This is a genomic window from Acinetobacter sp. IRS14 (assembly GCF_034650275.1).
GTDB lineage: Bacteria > Pseudomonadota > Gammaproteobacteria > Pseudomonadales > Moraxellaceae > Acinetobacter > Acinetobacter oleivorans.
On sequence record NZ_JAOVFN010000083.1, the window covers coordinates 1 to 516 of the forward strand.

At 42.1% G+C, this 516-nt stretch carries 1 pseudogene; it reads left to right on the top strand.

Features of this window, described 5'->3' with window-relative positions:
* A pseudogene (locus ODQ17_RS19175) lies at positions 1 to 516 on the top strand (hypothetical protein); the annotation flags it as partial.

Below are 516 nucleotides of genomic sequence, written 5' to 3' on the forward strand. Positions count from 1 at the left end.
AAGAAAACGGTTAAGGCAAAAAAAAGCAAAGAAAAAGTTAATCCAGACGATTCTCAGCAATTATCATTGTTTGATGGCGTGCCAGTGGTTAACCAAGAAGATGGTTTAATCACCATTCAGCTACCAAAACAAATTCAGCCCCAAATTATCACCACCATTGCCCAACTCGAAGCTTTAGTTGAGGAATTAAAAAAACATACTGATGCTGACTTTCCCGTTGCTTGGGACACGGAAACCGACAGCTTAGATCCTCTGGTGGCAAACTTAGTGGGTATTGGTTGTGCCTGGGGTCAAGAACCTAATCAAGTGGCCTATATTCCCCTAAAACATCATCAAGGAGAACAGCTATCTCTCGGCATAATTAAAGATCTTTTAGGGGAAATTCTGGGAAATGCTATTTATCCCAATGTCTTACAAAATGCCAAGTTTGATCGACGAGTTTTGGCCCACCATGGTATTGAGTTAGGAGGCGTAGTGTTAGACACCATGCTGGCCAGTTACGTTCTTCAACCGGAA